Raw genomic sequence first — 15,938 nt, 5'->3', positions numbered from 1 at the left:
CTTTGGGCCGTCTCCGTGATGTTCTCGTGATTACGCCCGAGGGCCGACGGGAAGTGCTTGCTGTGGTCGAGGCCGCAGCGCCTTCACGGCCCAGCCCGAGGGGGAGAACCCAATGCAGAGTCTTAAGCGCCTTGGTCGTACCACGTCCAAGCGGCAGCAGCCGGTCGTCATGCCCGAGCCGGAACACCTCGAGTCCGACACCCTGGACGACGAGCCCGACGCGTACGACACCTTCGAGATGTACCGGGTGATCTGCCCGGACTGCGCGCAGCCCATCGCCCTGCTGGCGGACGAGGACATCCTGCCGGAGCACGCGCTGTGCGCCTCGCCGTGGAACCCCTTCGGGCTCACGGTCTGCGCCGGTACCGGCCGCCGGGCCTCCGAGGCCCGGCCGGCGGACGAGTCCGGCACGCCGCAGGAGCAGGACACCGCCCTGCTGTTGACGCTCCCTCAGGGGCTCGACTGGCGCACCCAGCCCTTCTCGCACGTCGGCGGCCCGGGCTCGCGTCCCATCAGGGTCCCGTCGATGCGGCGCCACGCCGCCTGAGCACACGCCGGTGCGAGGGTGGCGCGGCCCGCCGCCCTCGCCCGTGGTACGGGACGGAAGCCGGCCGGGCGACACGGCCCGGAACTCGCCGGGCCGCCGCGCCCCGGCCAGGTCGGCTCAGCGCGTTTCCGGGCCCGCGAGATGGCGGGCGATGACCATGCGCTGGATCTGGTTGGTGCCTTCGACGATCTGCAGGACCTTGGCCTCGCGCATATAGCGCTCGGCCGGGAAGTCCGCGGTGTAGCCGTAGCCGCCGAGGATCTGCACGGCGTCGGTGGTGACCCGCATCGCGGTGTCGGTGCAGTGCAGCTTCGCCATGGCGGCCTGCTTGGCGAACGGCCGCCCCGCGTCACGCAGCCGGGCCGCCGCCAGATACAGCGCGCGTCCCGCCTCGACCTGTGTGGCCATGTCGGCGAGCATGAAGCGCAGCCCCTGGAAGTCGGCGATCGGCCGGCCGAACTGCCGCCGCTCCGCCGCGTAACCGACCGCCTCGTCCAGCGCGGCCTGGGCCAGGCCGATGGCGCAGGCGGCGATGCCGAGCCGGCCGCCGTCCAGCGCGGACAGGGCGATCGCGAAGCCCTGCCCCTCCTCGCCGAGGCGGCGCGCGTCGGGGACCCGGACCCCGTCGAAGTGGACCTGGGCGGTGGGCGAGCCCTTCATGCCCATCTTCTTCTCCGGCACGGCCGCGCTCAGCCCCTCGGCGTCACCGGGCACGAGGAACGCGGTGATGCCGCGCGGGCCCTCCTCCCCGGTGCGCGCCATGACGGTGCAGAAGTCGGCGACACCGCCGTGGGTGATCCATGCCTTGGTGCCGGTGATCACCCAGGTGTCGCCGTCGCGCACCGCCTTGGTGCGCAACGAGGCCGCGTCCGAGCCCGAGGCGGGTTCCGATAGGCAGTAGGCGCCGAGCAGACCGCCGCCCAGCATCGCGGGCAGGTGCTCGGCCTGCTGCTCCTTGGAACCGAAGGCGGCGAGCGCGTAAGAGGCCAGGGTGTGCACGCTGACGCCGAGGCCGACGGTGAGGCGGGCCATGGCGAGTTCTTCGAGGACCTGGAGGTAGACCTCGTACGGCTGCTCGCCGCCGCCGTACTCGGCGTCGTAGGGCAGGCCGAGCAGGCCGGACTCGGACAGGAGGGTGAAGAGCTCGCGCGGGAAGCGGCCCGCGTCCTCCTCCTCGGCCGCCCGGGGGGCGATCTCGCGCTGGGCGATGTCGCGGACGAGCGAGATGAGATCCCGGGCCTCGTCCGTGGGCAGTTGCCGGTCCACCGGCTGCGGGGCGCGGTCGGGCATGGCGACGCTCTCCTCCCTGTTCGGGCACATCGGCGTGCGCCTTGGGTGAGGGCGGCTCCGCCGGGTCGTTGCGGGTACCTGGTCGATGCGCGCACTCCCGGGTCTCGGAAGCCGCTGACCAGCGGCTGTGCGCTGTGAGTATGCCCGATCGACCGGAGCAAGTCACCGGTTAACGACCGCTTACTTCAGGATAACTTCACCACACCTTTCCCGACCCCGTTGGTCCGCACCATTGACCCAACTGGTCTAGTCCTCCTAGGGTCTTGCTTCATCACGTCTTCGCGTTCATGCCAAGAAGATGCCTGGGCTCGGCGCCGGACCGCTCGCCGGCGCGGGCACCCGGCCGCCACGGTAGCGACCTCGGCTCAGGAGGCCGCCGCCGGTTCCGGGGTCATCGTCCGCTTCGCCGCATGGGGCACCGCCGCCCGGACGCCGGGCTCAGGCGTCGCGTCGGGCGGGCGCCGGGGCCGGGTGGGCGGGATCCAGCTCCTCGATGGCGCGCATGGCCCCACCGAGGGTCTTCACCAGCAGCTCGCACATGGTCGCGCGGGGCAGTTCACCGCGGTCGATCCAGGCCAGCGCGGCACCTTCCACGCTGCACACCCAGGCCAGCAGCCCCATGCGCGCCACCGGGGCGATGTCGGTCCGGCCGTAGGCACCCTCGGCGATGGTCGCGACGATCGCCTCCCGCACCCCGTCCCGGACGGCGTGCACCTCGGTGTCGAAACCGACGCCGCCGCTGACGATCGCCCGATAGGCGGCCTGGTTGTTCTCGGCGTACCGCAGATAGCTGTCGATGGTGCGCTGCACCCGCTCCACGGGCGGCAGTTCGGCTCCGCTCGCCGCGTAGGTGATCAGGCCGGCCACCGAGTCCTCGATGATCGCCAGGTAGTAGCCCCGCTTGGAGTGGAAGTAGTAGTAGATCAGCCCCTTGGCGACCTGCGCCTGGCGTGCGATGTCGTCCATCGAGAGCGCGTCGTACGACGTGTCGGCGAACAGGCTCCGCCCGATGGCGATGAGTTCGGCCCGGCGGGCCGAGGAACGCTGGGTGCCGCGCGCTCCGGGGCGCACGGCGGGCTGCCGGCTGGTGTTCAATTCGACCCAGGTCTCCTGCGGGGCGGCGGGACAATCCCGCCGCAGTATGACAGGTCGGCCACCGGGCCGGGCCGGGCGGCCCGGGGCCCGCGGGTTACAGCAGTCCCAGCTGGGTCACGAGCATCGCGAGGACCACGACGAGGGTCCATCCCATGGCGTGCTCGAGGATCTTCGGTCCGTCCTCGCGCGGGCCGCCGGTGCGGGCGCGGGTGACGGTGGCTGCGTTCGCGGTCATGGCTTCTCGCTGGTCTCGGTGGTGCGTGGACTCCCCCTGCGGCTCTGTCCACCTTGCCACCGCGAGCCGTTTCCGCGGCCGAGACATCGGTCACACGAGGGCGGGGCCCCGGTCGCCGGGGCCCCGCGCTCAGGACCGGCTCAGCGCACCCCCACCGCCGCGAGCGCCTTGCGCTGCCGCGGGCTCGGACGGGCCGGGAAGTACAGGTAGCAGACCCCTCCGGTACCGGAGACGACCTTGCCCGAGGCGTTGTACCGCTTGGTCCTCAGCCAGATGTTCTCCCACTCGCGCCGCCGGTAGACACGGCGCACGGCCTCGTTGTCGTCCGAGGCGGGGTCGTTGGCGATCACATCGCCGTCGGCGGTGAAGCCGATCACGGTCATCAGGTGCCCGGCCGTGCCGTACCCCGCCCCGGTCAGCTCCTCCTCCAGGAACGACTGGGACGTGATGGCCGGGATGCCCGCGGCGATCAGCGTCTCCAGGTCGGTGAGGGACCGCAGACGCGTGACCACTCCCCGGAGGTCGTCGAAGGTGGCCGCGTAGGCGGCGTTGAACGGCCAGTTGCCGCAGCCGGCGTACTGGTGGTCGTACGTGTACCGGGCCGCGTGGCAGACCTGCGGGTCGGTGTAGGACGGGTCGACCCAGGACAGCTGTTCCTCGGTGAGCCGGCCGCCCCAGTACTCGATGATCATCTGCGAGGAGGTCGGGCTGCACCAGGCCTCGCCGCCGTTGTCGTACTCCGGGTACCGGCCCTTGTGGATCTCCTGCGAGTAGCGCGGGACGGGCAGTTCCCCGGCGAGACCGGGCGTGGAGGCGGGAACGGTGAACCGGTCGGGGACGTCGGAGCCCATCGCGCCGGCCCGCCACACGGTCGGGGTCAGGCGGGTGCCGGGGCGGCGGTGGAGGGTCAGGCGCAGCCGGTAGGAGACCATGCGCAGCCCCGAGGCCGCGTCGTCGATGGCGAAGGTGTCCGTCCAGACGCTGCTCCTGCCGTCGCCCTGGTCGTCCACCGAGGTGCGCCGGATGTCCTGGTCCCCGGCCGCCCAGCGGCCCATGACGTACCAGGGGGTGTCCGTGCCGTCGGAGTACGTGCCCCTCAGTTCGATCTGGAGCCAGGTGCCCTCGGGGGTGTGCGCGTTCCAGGAGGCGATGACCTCCGTGGCCGGCACCTTCAGGCGGTGGACGGGTGAGGTCCACCGCGCGTACTCCCAGGCGGATGTGCGACCGGTGTGCGGGTCGGTGTAGTCGGTGGTGCCGGCGGCCCGCGCGATCACCAGGCCGGGGCGGGCACCGGCGACGGCGCGGGTCCCGTCGGCGGCGCCGCCGCGCCAGTCGGTGTACGAGGTCCAGGCCCGGTTGTCGACGGTGCGGGCGGCAGCCCGTCCGGCGTCCGCGGTGTCGGTGGCGCCGCCGGTCCGGGTGCCGGCGGACGCCGGGCCCGCGCTCCCTGCGACGGCGGTGACGACCGCCGCGGCCAGGAGGGCTCTGCGGGACGGCAGTTCGGCTCTGCTCATGGGTGGAGGACCCCCAGGGTGTCGGAGTCGGGACAGGACCAGTGCGCGGCCGGACGGACGGTGTGTGTCCGCCGGAGGAGCGTGCGTGGGCCAACTATGAACGCAGCCGCACGGATCCTGCCAGCACCCCGGCCGTGCCGTGTCCGACCAACATGGGACTCGACCAATGACGGGACGTGCGGCGTCCCTCGCCGGACCGGGGGCCTAGAGTGCTGCCGTGAGCGCTCCGTCCGGCTCCGGGGAACCGGCCATCCACGATCTCGCCTCCCGCATCCGCCGGCTCGCCCCCTCCTGCGGCCCGGTCCGGCTCGTCGGTGTCGACGGGCACGCCGGCTCGGGAAAGTCCACCTTCGCCGGGCGGTTGGCGACGGCGCTGGACGGCGCCCCGGTGCTGAGGCTCGACGACGTCGCCACCCACGAGGAGCTGTTCGGCTGGACCGGGCGGCTGCTGAGCCAGGTGATCCGGCCGCTCGGCCGCGGTGAGACCGCGTACTGCTCCCCCTACGACTGGCGCGCCCGCCGGTTCGGACCGCCCCGTCCGCTGCCGCCCGCCCCGGTGGTCCTCGTGGAGGGCGTGGGCGCGGGGCGGCGGGCGCTGCGGCCGTATCTGGCGCTGCTGTTGTGGATGGAGCTGCCCCGCGAGGAGTCCTGGTCGCGGGGCCGGGCACGGGACGGGGAGGAGCAGCGGCAGTTCTGGGACGGCTGGGTGCGCGCGGAACGCGAGCACTTCGCGGGCGACCCCACGCGCCCCTTCGCGGACCTGCTGGTGCGGCAGCGCGGAAAGGGGTACGAGGTGCTTCCCGGGCCTTCCGGGACGAGTGAATCTCCCCCTCCGGTCACCCGCAGTGACGGGTCGTAGGCGATGTGGTGATCCCGTGAAGAGCGCCCGCGGACAAGTTGCCGGAGTCCCCCAACTCCGCTTGACCGGGGGGCCGTACAGGTCTTACGTTCTCAATGTGCGGCTCTTCGGGGCCGCCCGCGGACACGAAGCCCCCGGTTGTTCCCCCGTGATCGGGGGCTTCGTTCTGCCCTCTTCGCGTCGTCCGACCGCTCAGCGGCATATGACGATCACTCAGGGTCACCGATCGGCCCGGCGCCCGACCCGCTCCCCCGCCGCACGGCACCCCTGCGGACGTGCCGCCGCCGCAGGTACGATGCCCTCGGTGCGGCCTACGGACGATGCTTCGCGCACCTTGCAACTCCGGTCCGCGGTACAGCGGTTCGACCACAGGGAGCCGACGGGCGAGGGCCGGCCGGCACACCGACGGGGGCACGGTTTGTGGGGGACGTGATGGACTTCGGCACGCAGGGCCCGCAGGCCCCGGCCGACCTCGCCTGGCTGCGAGGCGTGGACGCCTACACCATGGGCGCCTATCCGCAGGCGGAGGAGGAGTTCCGCACCGCGGTGCGGATCGACCCCGGGATGGCCGACGGCTGGCTCGGACTGCACGCGCTGCGCGTCGACACCACGACCGCACTGCTCAGGATGTTCCGGCACCGCGAACGCTTCGGCGAGCAGCGCGCCCGGCACCGACGCACCCTCAACTCCTGGTACTGGCTGGGCTGGTGGGTGCAGCCCGTGCTGGAGAGCCCCCGGGACCTCCTGCTGGCGCACGCCTCCCACTGGCTGGACGGCCGCCATGTCCCGGAACTGGACCGGGCGTTGGCCGGGCTGCCCCCGGTGGACACCGATCCGCAGGTCCGCTTCCTCCAGGCCTGCCGGGCCTATCTGGTCAAGGACTGGGAGCAGTTGGTCCGGCACACGGACTCACTGGTCGAGGACCCGCTGCTGGGCATCGAGGCGGGGTTGTTCGGCGGCATGGCCCGGGTGCGTCTGGAGATGTACGGGCAGGCCGAGCCGCTGCTGTCTGCGGCGCTGATGCGGTGCCGCAGCGAACAGCCGCAACGCAAGGAGCTGCGCTACTGGCTGGCCCGCGCCCACGAGGGCACCGGCCGCAGCGCCGCGGCGCTCCCGCTGTACCGGGCCGTGCACCGGGTCGATCCCGCCTTCATGGACACCTCCGCCCGGCTCGCCGCGATCGCCGAGGGCGACGGCTACGACGACGCCGCGGACCTCGCCGCGATCACCCTCACGGGGGCCGGGCAGGACATGGTGGACGGCCCCGACACGCTCGACCCGCTCTTCGGCACCGAGGGGCGTGACCTCAGGTTCCCCGAGCCCGAGCCGCCGGCGGCACCGCTGCCGCCGGTCGCCGGGCCCGGGGTGCGCGACCGGGCGGGCAGCGCCGGGCCGCCGCTGCCGACGGGCCCCACCGATCCCGCGTTACTGGAGGAGGCGCTCGCGGAACTGGAGCGCATGGTCGGTCTGGAGCCGGTGAAACGCCAGGTCAAGGCGTTGTCGGCGCAGCTGAACATGGCGCGGCTGCGGGCCGGGCAGGGGCTGCCGGTACAGCCGCCGAAGCGGCACTTCGTCTTCTCCGGGCCGTCCGGGACGGGGAAGACCACGGTGGCCCGGATCCTGGGCCGTGTCTTCTACGCACTCGGACTGCTCGGCGGTGACCACCTGGTGGAGGCCCAGCGGGCGGATCTGGTGGGCGAGTATCTCGGGCAGACCGCGGTGAAGGCCAACGAGCTGATCGACTCCGCGCTCGGCGGGGTGCTGTTCGTGGACGAGGCGTACTCGCTGTCCAACTCGGGGTACGGCAAGGGGGACGCGTACGGGGACGAGGCACTTCAGGTGCTGCTGAAGCGGGCCGAGGACAACCGCGATCACCTGGTGGTGATCCTCGCCGGGTACCCGGAGGGCATGGACCGGCTGCTGGCCGCGAACCCCGGGCTGTCGTCGCGTTTCACCACGCGGGTGGACTTTCCCTCGTACCGGCCGCTGGAACTCACCAACATCGGTGAGGTGCTGGCCGGGGAGAACGGGGACGTGTGGGACGAGGAGGCGCTGGACGAGCTGCGGTCGATCGCCGGGCACGTGGTGGATCAGGGGTGGATCGACGAGCTGGGCAACGGGCGGTTCCTTCGGACGCTGTACGAGAAGAGCTGCGCGTACCGGGATCTGCGGCTGTCCGTGTATCCGGGGGTGCTGACCCGGGACGATCTGGCGACGTTGCGGCTGCCGGACTTGATGCAGGCGTACGGGGAGGTGCTGTCGGGGCGGGGGCCGGCGGACCCACCGGGGTTGTGAGGCCCGGTGGGGCGAGCCGGCGGCAGGTGGCCCGCCGGAGGGGTGCCTCCCCCGGAGGGGGCGCCCCCAGCGCCCACCCGTGCCGCCCTGGGGGTACCTCCCAGGCCCTTGAGGCACTGGGGGAGGAACGCCTGCCCGCAGCTAGGTGGCCAGGGCCTCCTCCGGGGTTTCGGTTGCTCTCTGGGAGGTGAGGGTGACTTCTCTGTGGGCCGGGTCGCGTACCTCCCCCACCAGGAGTTCCAGGACGTCCTCCAGGGCCGCCAGGCCCAGCACCCGGCCGGAGGCGTCGGAGACCTGGGCCAGGTGGGTCGCGGCACGGCGCATCACCGTCAGGGCGTCGTCCAGGGGCAGTTCGGGACGCAGCGCCGGCATCGGGCGCCAGAGCTGACGCGGGACGGGGCGGTCGGAGTCCTCCACGTCCAGTACGTCCTTGACGTGGAGGTAGCCCAGGAAGGCTCCGCCGTCCGCGGCGACCGGGAAGCGTGAGTACCCGGTGCGGGCGGTGAGCCGCACGATCTGTGCCGGGGTGACCGCGGGCGTGACGGTGACCAGCGACGCGCCCTCCAGCAGGACGTCCGTCACCGGGCGGGAGCCCAGTTCCAGGGCGTCCTCCAGGCGCTCGGCCTCCTCGGGGTCGAGGAGACCCGCCTGGCCGGCGTCCTCCACCAGCCGGTTGAGCTGCTCACTGGTGAAGACGGCCTCGACCTCGTCCTTCGGCTCGACGCGGAACAGCCTCAGGACGGCCTGGGCGCAGGCGCCGAGGGCGACGGTGACCGGCTTGCACAGCCGTGCGAACCAGACCAGTCCGGGGCTCAGCCACAGCGCGGCCGTCTCCGGGGCGGCCATCGCCAGGTTCTTCGGGACCATCTCGCCGATGACGAGGTGGAAGAAGACGACGACGGCGAGCGCGATGACGTAGCCGAGCGGATGGATCATGCCGTGCGGCAGGTGCATCCAGGCGAAGACCGGCTCCAGCAGATGGGCGACCGTCGGTTCCGCGACCGCGCCCAGCGTCAGCGAGCAGACGGTGATGCCGAACTGGGCCGCCGCCATCATCTGCGGGAGATGCTCCAGGCCGTACAGCACCTGGCGGGCGCGGGCGGTGCCGAGCGGTTCGATCTGGCTGCGGCGGACCGAGACCAGGGCGAACTCGGCCCCTACGAAGAAGCCGTTGGCGAGCACGAGCAGCGCGGCGAACAGGAGTTGCAGCACGCTCATCCGGCCACCTCCACGAGGGGCAGCGGGGCCGTCCGGACCAGACGGACCCGTTCGGCGCGGTAGTGGCCGACCCTGCGCACCGACAGCCGCCAGCCGGTCAGTTCGGCGCGGTCGCCGACGGCCGGGATGCGCCCGAGCACGTCGGCGACCAGGCCGGCCACCGTCTCGTAGGGCCCCTCCGGCACGTCCAGGCCCATGCGCCGCAGAATGTCGACGCGGACACCGCCGTCGACGTCCCAGGCCGGGTTGCCGTCCTCCGGCGGGGCGGCGGCGAGTTCGGGGACGTCCTGTCCGTCGTGCTCGTCGCGCACCTCGCCGACGATCTCCTCGACGATGTCCTCCAGCGTGACCACTCCGGCGGTGCCTCCGTACTCGTCAACGACGACGGCGATGGGCTGTTCGCTGCGCAGCCGGGTGAGCAGCGGCCGTACGGGCAGGCTCTCGGGGACCAGCAGGGCCGGGCGGGCGATGCGGCCCGCGGGGGTGCGCAGCCGGTCCGGCGCGGACACCGCGAGGGCGTCCTTGAGATGGACCATGCCGACGATCTCGTCGATGCGGTCCCGGTACACGGGGAACCGGGACAGACCGGTGGCCCGGGTCAGGTTGACGACGTCCTCGGCGGTCGCCGACGCGTGCAGGGCGCTGACCCGCACCCTCGGGGTCATGACGTGCTGCGCGGTCAGCTCGCCCAGGGACAGGGTGCGTACGAAGAGGTCCGCCGTGTCCTGCTCCAGGGCGCCGGCCCGTGCGGAGTGGCGGGCCAGGGAGACGAGTTCGCCGGGCGTACGGGCGGAGGCCAGTTCCTCGGCGGGCTCGAAACCGAGGGCCCGTACGAGCCGGTTGGCCACGGCGTTCAGCCCGGCGATGACCGGGCGGAACAGGCGGGCGAACGCGTGCTGCGGACCGGCGACGAAGCGGGCGACCTGCAGGGGGCGGGACACCGCCCAGTTCTTGGGTACGAGTTCGCCGATCACCATCTGCACGGCCGACGCCAGCAGCATGCCGACGACGACGGACACCCCGGGGACCGCGCCCTCGGGGACGCCGATGCCGGTGAAGGGCCCGTGCAGCAGGGCGGCGAGCGCCGGCTGGGCCAGCATGCCGACGACGAGGGAGGTGAGGGTGATGCCGAGCTGGGTGCCGGAGAGCTGGAAGGACAGCTCCCGCAGCGATTCCACGACCCGGCGGGCGCGCCGGTCGCCGCCCGCGGCGGCCCGTTCGGCGTCCGGTCGCTCCACGGTGACCAGGCCGAACTCGGCGGCCACGAAGAATCCGTTGGCCAGGATCAGCAGGAACGCGGCTGCGAGGAGCAGCAGAGGGGTGGTCATGGTGCCGCCTCCTCCCCATGGGCGCGAACCCGGGGACACGGGTCCGCGCTATGTCGGCAGGGGGCGGCGCGGGTACTGCAGGACGATCCGTCCATCGCCGGAGAGGGTCACTCCTCGGATAGCTGGAGCCCCCTGGGCCACCGGGCGGGGCGGCAGGGGCGAAGGCGCGGTCGTCGCGCCTTCGCCCACCAGATTAATCAAGACATGGGCGGCGGCGGCAGGTGAACGTCCCCCGTGCTTCCCCGAGCCGTCCCCCTTACGGGCCCGGCCGGGCCGTTCCGCCGGGGGCCCGCCCGGGTGTCAGTCCCGGGCCGTTCCGGGACCGGCCGTGGAGCGGTCCTCGGTGAGTGCCCGCAGGGCGCGGGCGTCGGCGACGGCGCGTGCCTTGGCGATGCCGGGCTGGATGCCGAGTGCGGGCATGCTGGTGCCGTCGCTGAGGTCGAGGAAGACCCAGGGATCACCCGGGCGGAGGTTCACCCGAAGGATCTGCGCCCATTCCAGGCGGCGGCGGCCCACGATGTTGACGACGGTGACGCCCTCCTCGTCCGCGACCACTTTCGGCCGGGCCAGCAGGAAGAGCACACCGGCCAGCAGCGCCGCGGTGAAGATGAAGCTGATCCGCTCCCCCGGGCTGAGCTGCTTCAGCAGCAGCGCGATGAGGGTGATGACCGCGAACAGCGCGGTGCCGGCCGTCAGCAGCACCACTCGGGTGCGGGCCGGGCGGAAGGTGACGGGCAGGGCGGGCAGCCGGCCCGGCGTGGAATCCGACATGGGGAGTGCTCCGGGACCGGTCAGAGGCGGCAGGCGTGGATGGCCGTGGTGAGGATGGCGCGGGCGCCGATGTCGTAGAGGTCGTCCATGATCCGCTGGGCGTCCTTGGAGGGGACCATCGCGCGGACGGCGACCCAGCCCTCGTTGTGCAGCGGGGAGACGGTCGGGGACTCCAGGCCCGGGGTGAGCGCGACGGCCTTCTCCAGCTGTTCGACCCGGCAGTCGTAGTCCATCATCACGTACGTGCGGGCCACCAGGACGCCCTGGAGGCGGCGCAGGAACTGCTGGACCTTGGTCTCGACGGTCTCGTCGGCGTCGGCGGAGGCGCCGGTGCGGCGGACGACGACCGCCTCGGACCTCATGATCGGCTCGCCGAAGACCTCCAGGCCCGCGTTGCGCAGCGAGGTGCCGGTCTCGACGACGTCGGCGATGACCTCGGCGACGCCCAGTTCGATGGCGGTCTCGACGGCGCCGTCGAGGTGGACGACGGAGGCGTCGATGTCGTGGCCGGCGAGGTACTGGCCGACGATGCCCTCGTAGGAGGTGGCGACGGTCCTGCCGGCGAGGTCGGCGATGCCGGTCGCCGTGCCGGGCTTGGCGGCGAAGCGGAAGGTGGAGCGGGCGAAGCCGAGCGGGAGGATCTCCTCGGCCCGGGCGCCGGAGTCGACGAGCAGGTCACGGCCGGTGATGCCGATGTCGAGCTTGCCGGAGGAGACGTAGATCGCGATGTCGCGCGGGCGGAGGTAGAAGAACTCGACCTCGTTCGTCGGGTCGACGATCCGCAGTTCCTTGGACTCGCGGCGCTGCTGGTAGCCGGCCTCATGCAGCATCTCCCCCGCGGGACCTGACAGGGAACCCTTGTTGGGGACGGCGATGCGCAGCATGAGGTCGGCTTCCTTTGTGTGAAGGGGTGTGTCGCGGACGCGGGGTGCTTACAGGTGGGCGTAGACGTCGTCGAGGGAGATGCCGCGGGCGACCATCATCACCTGGACGTGGTACAGCAGCTGGGAGATCTCCTCGGCGGCCGCTTCCTTGCCCTCGTACTCGGCGGCCATCCAGACCTCGGCGGCCTCCTCGACGACCTTCTTGCCGATGGCATGGACGCCCTTGTCGACCAGTTCGGCGGTGCGGGACGTGGCGGGGTCGCCGTGGGCTGCCTTGTGCTGGAGCTCGGTGAAGAGCTCCTCGAACGTCTTCTTGGACATGGTGGTCCTTACCCTACGCGCTGACGGCGACTGCTCACCGCCAGGGTTCGGATACCGACCGCAGGCAGGCGGCGGTCGCCACGGCCGCGGTGACCGCCTCGTGGCCCTTGTCCTCGCTGGAGCCGTCCAGTCCGGCGCGGTCCAGGGCCTGCTCCTCGGTGTCACAGGTGAGCACGCCGAAGCCGACGGGCACGCCGGTGTCGACCGAGACCTGGGTGAGGCCCTGGGTGACGCCCTGGCACACGTAGTCGAAGTGGGGTGTGCCGCCCCGGATCACGACGCCGAGGGCGACGACCGCGTCGTAGCCGCGGCCGGCCAGGACCTTGGCGACGACGGGAAGTTCCCAGCTGCCGGGGACCCTGAGCAGGGTCGGCTCGTCGATGCCGAGGTCGTGCAGGGCGCGCAGGGCGCCGTCGACCAGTCCGTCCATCACCTTCTCGTGCCACTGGGCCGCGATGACGGCGACCCGCAGGTCCCCCACATTGCGTACGGACAGCTCCGGTGCACCCTTGCCGCTCACGTCTCTCCTCGCGTTCGTCTTACTGGTTGCCGCAGGCGGGCACGGTCGGTGTGTCCAGCCAGGGCAGGTCGTGGCCCATCCGGTCCCGCTTGGTGCGCAGGTAGCGGAGGTTGTGCTCGCTCGCGGTGACGGGCATCGGCTCGCGCCGGACGACCTCGATGCCGTGGCGGGCGAGCGCGTCGGACTTGTCGGGGTTGTTGGTCATCAGGCGGACGCCGCGCACCCCGAGGTCGGTGAGGATCTGCGCGCCGGCGCCGTAGTCGCGGGCGTCGGCGGGCAGGCCGAGTTCCAGGTTGGCGTCGAGGGTGTCCCGGCCGCGCTCCTGGAGTTCGTAGGCGCGCAGTTTGGACATCAGGCCGATGCCGCGGCCCTCGTGTCCGCGCAGGTAGACGACGACGCCCCGGCCCTCAGCCTGGATCCGGTCGAGGGAGGCGTCCAGCTGGGGGCCGCAGTCGCAGCGCCGGGAGCCGAAGACGTCGCCGGTGAGGCATTCGGAGTGGACGCGGACCAGGACGTCCCGGCCGTCGCCGATCTCGCCCTGGACGAGGGCGACGTGCTCGACGCCGTCGACGGTGGAGCGGTAGCCGTACGCCGTGAAGGTGCCGTGGGAGGTGGGGAGCCGCACCTCGGCCTCGCGGCGGACGGTGGGTTCGGCGGAGCGGCGGTAGGCGATCAGATCCTCGATGGAGATGATCGTCAGACCGTGCTTGCGGGCGAACGGGATCAGCTCGGGCAGCCGCAGCATGCGGCCGTCCTCTCCGGCGATCTCGACGATGGCGCCGGCCGGGCGCAGTCCCGCGAGCCGGGCGAGGTCGACGGCGGCCTCGGTGTGGCCGTTGCGCACGAGGACACCGCCGGGGCGGGCGCGCAGCGGGAAGATGTGGCCGGGGCGGACGAGGTCGGCGGGTTCTGCGGTGCCGCCCGCCAGCAGGCGGAGGGTGGTGGCGCGGTCGGCGGCGGAGATGCCGGTGCTCACTCCGTGGGCGGCCGAGGCGTCGACGGAGACGGTGAACGCGGTCTTCATCGACTCGGTGTTGTCGTCCACCATCTGGGGCAGGCGCAGCCGGTCCAGTTCGCCGCCCTCCATGGGGGCGCAGATCAGGCCGCGGCACTCGCTCATCATGAAGGCGACGATCTCCTCGGTCGCCATCTCGGCGGCGATGACGAGGTCGCCCTCGTTCTCGCGGTCCTCGTCGTCGACGACCACGACGGGGCGGCCGGCCGCGATGTCGGCGACGGCCTGCTCGACGGGGTCGAGCCGGAGGTCGAAGTCGTCGGTGTCGTAGCGGACCGGCGGGACGGAGCGGGCGGCGCGGTGGGGGCCGGCCCAGGCCGTGGGCTCCGCGGGAGCCTCGTCGGTAGTGGTGGCGGGAGACGGGTGGGCGCTCATGCCGGCGCTCCTTCCAGGGCGGGCCGCGCGTCGCGGGAGCGCAGCCACCAGTCGCGCAGGCCCCACAGGACCAGTGCGCCGTAGATGACGTAGACGAATCCGGAGAAGGCGAAGCCGTTGGCGAAGTTCAGCGGGACGCCGACCAGGTCGACCAGCAGCCAGGCGAACCAGAACTCGACCATGCCGCGGGCCTGGGCGTACATGGCGACGATCGTGCCGACGAAGATGTAGGCGTCCGGCCAGGGGTCCCAGGACAGGGACGGGTAGAGCGTGAACAGCCCGCCGACGGCGAGGGTGCCGAGGGCGGCCCCGGCGAGCAGTCCGCCGCGCTCGCGCCAGGTCGCGAACCGTACGGCGATGGACCCGTCCTGTGCCTGCCGCCGGCCGCGGTTCCACTGCCAGAAGCCCCAGGAGGCGACCAGCATGACGACGATCTGCTTGCCCGCGCTGCCGGAGAGGTGGGCGGTGGCGAAGGCGGCGAAGAGGATGAGTCCGGAGACGAACTGGGCGGGCCAGGTCCACAGGGAGCGGCGCCAGCCGAGGGCGAGGGCGATCAGGCCGATCACGTTGCCGATCATGTCCGACCATTTGATGTGCTGGTCGAAGAGGATGAACGCCTCGGAGTTGAGCCAGTTCACCGGGCCGCCCCCTCACCGGTGGCGCGGTCGCCGAGCATCCGCTCGACGTACTTGGCGATGACGTCCACCTCGAGGTTGACCGGGTCACCGGGCTGTTTGATGCCCAGAGTGGTCAGGGCGAGCGTGGTGGGGATGAGGCTGACGGTGAAGTGGTCGGGGCCGGCGTCGACGACGGTGAGGCTGATGCCGTCGACGGTGATGGAACCCTTCTCCACGACGTAGCGGGAGAGGTCCGCGGGGAGCGAGATCCTCACGAGCTCCCAGTGCTGCGACGGCTCGCGCTCGAGGATCTCGCCGGTGCCGTCGACGTGTCCCTGCACGATGTGGCCGCCGAGGCGGGCGCCCACGGCCGTGGGCCGTTCGAGGTTGACGCGGGAGCCCACGGCGAGGACGCCGAGGCTGGAACGCTTGAGGGTCTCCGCCATCACGTCGGCGGTGAACTCGTCGCCCTCGTGCTCGACCACCGTGAGGCAGACGCCGTTGACGGCGATGGAGTCGCCGTGCCGGGCGCCCTCGGTGACGACGGGGCCGCGCAGCCGGAAGCGACAGGCGTCGTCGAGGGTCTCGACTGCGGTGATCTCGCCCAGCTCTTCGACGATTCCGGTGAACACTTCCCGGGTCCTCCTGCCTCTTCGGGCACGGACTCCGGGGCTGTCGATGACGACAGTGAGTACGAGCGAGGACACCGGGAACGACGCCGGACAGGGCCCGCCCCGACGGCGGACCGGTACGGCGGCGCGCATGGATGCCCGCCCGCCGCGCACTGCCTCCCATCCGGACTTTAACCGTCGGTCCAGGAATTTCACCTGGTCAACCGGTCGCTGGAGGCGACCGGGTCGCGGACTGTAACCGCCGGTTCGGACTTTCACCGACCCCGGAGTGCGCTGCTACTGGTACAGGGCCAGTGTGCCACGACCGGGCGTCGGCCATGCGGGCGAGGGGTGTGGGGTGGCTCACAGGCGGTGACGCGGGGGCTGCCGAGCGTCGCACGGCGGGCAACTCCCCGAGTGCCGCGCCCTCTTGAGGCGCCCCG

The 15,938-nt window shown here is 72.2% G+C and carries 16 protein-coding genes and 1 riboswitch; of the genes, 3 read left to right on the top strand and 13 right to left on the bottom strand.

Annotated elements, in window-relative coordinates; all coding sequences use genetic code 11:
- Positions 1-112 precede the first annotated feature (112 nt).
- Entirely contained in the window at positions 113-547 is a 435-nt protein-coding gene (locus ACZ434_RS21665; protein WP_468458188.1) for a hypothetical protein, read from the top strand.
- A gap of 117 nt (positions 548-664) precedes the next feature.
- Here ACZ434_RS21665 and ACZ434_RS21660 read toward each other — a convergent pair whose 3' ends face one another.
- From ACZ434_RS21660 to ACZ434_RS21645, 4 genes are all read right to left on the bottom strand, one after another.
- Positions 665-1,837 carry an acyl-CoA dehydrogenase family protein gene (locus ACZ434_RS21660; RefSeq protein ID WP_468458186.1) on the bottom strand — a complete coding sequence of 391 codons (1,173 nt, stop codon included), beginning with the start codon at positions 1,835-1,837 and terminating at the stop codon, positions 665-667.
- A 438-nt stretch (positions 1,838-2,275) separates the two neighbouring features.
- Positions 2,276-2,932 (bottom strand): TetR/AcrR family transcriptional regulator, encoded by a 657-nt coding sequence (locus ACZ434_RS21655; protein WP_468458184.1) that lies wholly within the window; start codon positions 2,930-2,932, stop codon positions 2,276-2,278.
- Between the two features lie 94 nt (positions 2,933-3,026).
- Positions 3,027-3,167, bottom strand: a complete 141-nt coding sequence (locus ACZ434_RS21650; RefSeq protein WP_468458182.1) for an SCO1431 family membrane protein — start codon at positions 3,165-3,167, stop codon at positions 3,027-3,029.
- Positions 3,168-3,307: 140 nt separating this feature from the next.
- Positions 3,308-4,681: a peptidase C39 family protein gene (locus ACZ434_RS21645; protein WP_468458180.1), complete on the bottom strand. Its 1,374-nt coding sequence runs from the start codon at positions 4,679-4,681 to the stop codon at positions 3,308-3,310.
- Between the two features lie 217 nt (positions 4,682-4,898).
- Here ACZ434_RS21645 and ACZ434_RS21640 point away from each other — a divergent pair, with 217 nt between their 5' ends.
- Positions 4,899-5,540: a uridine kinase family protein gene (locus ACZ434_RS21640; protein WP_468458178.1), complete on the top strand. Its 642-nt coding sequence runs from the start codon at positions 4,899-4,901 to the stop codon at positions 5,538-5,540.
- Positions 5,541-5,972: 432 nt separating this feature from the next.
- A complete protein-coding gene (locus tag ACZ434_RS21635) occupies positions 5,973-7,835 on the top strand; it encodes an AAA family ATPase (protein WP_468458176.1) in 1,863 nt (620 codons plus the stop codon).
- A 141-nt stretch (positions 7,836-7,976) separates the two neighbouring features.
- On the opposite strand, the gene ACZ434_RS21630 is transcribed toward ACZ434_RS21635, so the two are convergent.
- The 9 genes from ACZ434_RS21630 to ACZ434_RS21590 form a co-directional block, all read right to left on the bottom strand.
- The gene (locus tag ACZ434_RS21630; RefSeq protein WP_468458174.1) at positions 7,977-9,053 is read right to left on the bottom strand and encodes a hemolysin family protein; all 1,077 of its coding nucleotides are present in this window, start codon (positions 9,051-9,053) and stop codon (positions 7,977-7,979) included.
- Entirely contained in the window at positions 9,050-10,381 is a 1,332-nt protein-coding gene (locus ACZ434_RS21625) for a hemolysin family protein (protein ID WP_468458172.1), read from the bottom strand. The genes ACZ434_RS21630 and ACZ434_RS21625 overlap by 4 nt, the downstream gene beginning before the upstream one ends.
- 300 nt (positions 10,382-10,681) lie before the next feature.
- A complete protein-coding gene (locus ACZ434_RS21620) occupies positions 10,682-11,152 on the bottom strand; it encodes a PH domain-containing protein (RefSeq protein ID WP_468458170.1) in 471 nt (156 codons plus the stop codon).
- A gap of 20 nt (positions 11,153-11,172) precedes the next feature.
- Positions 11,173-12,036 (bottom strand): ATP phosphoribosyltransferase, encoded by an 864-nt coding sequence (gene hisG, locus ACZ434_RS21615; RefSeq protein WP_468458168.1) that lies wholly within the window; start codon positions 12,034-12,036, stop codon positions 11,173-11,175.
- A 48-nt stretch (positions 12,037-12,084) separates the two neighbouring features.
- On the bottom strand, positions 12,085-12,357 hold the full coding sequence (locus ACZ434_RS21610; RefSeq protein WP_004990764.1) for a phosphoribosyl-ATP diphosphatase: 273 nt from the start codon (positions 12,355-12,357) through the stop codon (positions 12,085-12,087).
- A gap of 34 nt (positions 12,358-12,391) precedes the next feature.
- Entirely contained in the window at positions 12,392-12,877 is a 486-nt protein-coding gene (gene ribH, locus ACZ434_RS21605; protein WP_190100040.1) for a 6,7-dimethyl-8-ribityllumazine synthase, read from the bottom strand.
- Between the two features lie 19 nt (positions 12,878-12,896).
- On the bottom strand, positions 12,897-14,267 hold the full coding sequence (locus ACZ434_RS21600) for a bifunctional 3,4-dihydroxy-2-butanone-4-phosphate synthase/GTP cyclohydrolase II (protein WP_468458165.1): 1,371 nt from the start codon (positions 14,265-14,267) through the stop codon (positions 12,897-12,899).
- Positions 14,264-14,905 carry a nicotinamide mononucleotide transporter family protein gene (locus ACZ434_RS21595; RefSeq protein WP_468458163.1) on the bottom strand — a complete coding sequence of 214 codons (642 nt, stop codon included), beginning with the start codon at positions 14,903-14,905 and terminating at the stop codon, positions 14,264-14,266. Before ACZ434_RS21595 ends, ACZ434_RS21600 begins: the two co-directional genes overlap by 4 nt.
- A complete protein-coding gene (locus ACZ434_RS21590) occupies positions 14,902-15,516 on the bottom strand; it encodes a riboflavin synthase (protein ID WP_468458161.1) in 615 nt (204 codons plus the stop codon). The genes ACZ434_RS21595 and ACZ434_RS21590 overlap by 4 nt, the downstream gene beginning before the upstream one ends.
- A 145-nt stretch (positions 15,517-15,661) precedes the next feature.
- A riboswitch (FMN riboswitch) is annotated at positions 15,662-15,792 on the bottom strand.
- Positions 15,793-15,938: the final 146 nt, after the last annotated feature.

The sequence above is a fragment of the Streptomyces sp. NPDC030893 genome (assembly GCF_055571535.1).
This window is presented reverse-complemented; position numbering and strand designations above follow the sequence as displayed.